The sequence below is a fragment of the Oceaniovalibus guishaninsula JLT2003 genome (assembly GCF_000299575.1).
Taxonomy (GTDB): Bacteria; Pseudomonadota; Alphaproteobacteria; order Rhodobacterales; family Rhodobacteraceae; genus Palleronia; species Palleronia guishaninsula.
Genome location: NZ_AMGO01000063.1, coordinates 1 through 566, shown reverse-complemented (window position 1 = coordinate 566; position 566 = coordinate 1). Strand labels below are relative to the sequence as shown.

Sequence of the window (566 nt, the reverse complement as noted above, 5' to 3'; positions counted from 1 at the left end):
CAGGTCGGGCGAGCCGGGATGCGACAGCCCGCGGGCGTGCAGGTAGGTCTCGCCTGGCGTGCCCGCGAGCTGCACCGCCCGCTGAGAAGCCGCGCGATCGTCGGCGGAATGGTCGGGGCGTGCGCGCATGGGCGACGACGGCGCGGGCCGCGGCGCAGGGTGATCCATCCCCGCGAGCCGCGCCGCCTCGTCGAAGAGCGCGCCGTCGCAGAGCCCTGTCGCCTGCGCGATCAGGTCGATGGGACCGGCCCGCTCGCCGGTGGCGTAGTCGAAGCCCCACCCGGCATAGGGCCCGTCGAGATGGATGGTGCAGGAGCCCTCCTTGCGCGGCGGGCGCCCGGAGAGATCTGCACAGCGCAAGGATCGACGGTCCCGCGCAAGCCGGGCCTCGGGGAAGAGCCCCGGCAACCAGTCGGCGGCCGTGCAGGCAAGCCGCTCCTTCACCGCCGCCAGATCGTGCCGGGTCTTCGGAACCGCGATGTCGTTGAGGTCGATCATCGCGCCCCTCAGGCCAGCAGCACGAGACCGCGTTCGGCCCGGGTGATCGCGGTGTAGAGCCAGCGGCG

General features: G+C 73.5%; 1 pseudogene. It reads right to left on the bottom strand.

The annotated features are described in order from the left end of the window. A pseudogene (locus tag OCGS_RS13065) lies at nt 1–498 on the bottom strand (VapE domain-containing protein); the annotation flags it as partial. Nucleotides 499–566 lie beyond the last annotated feature (68 nt).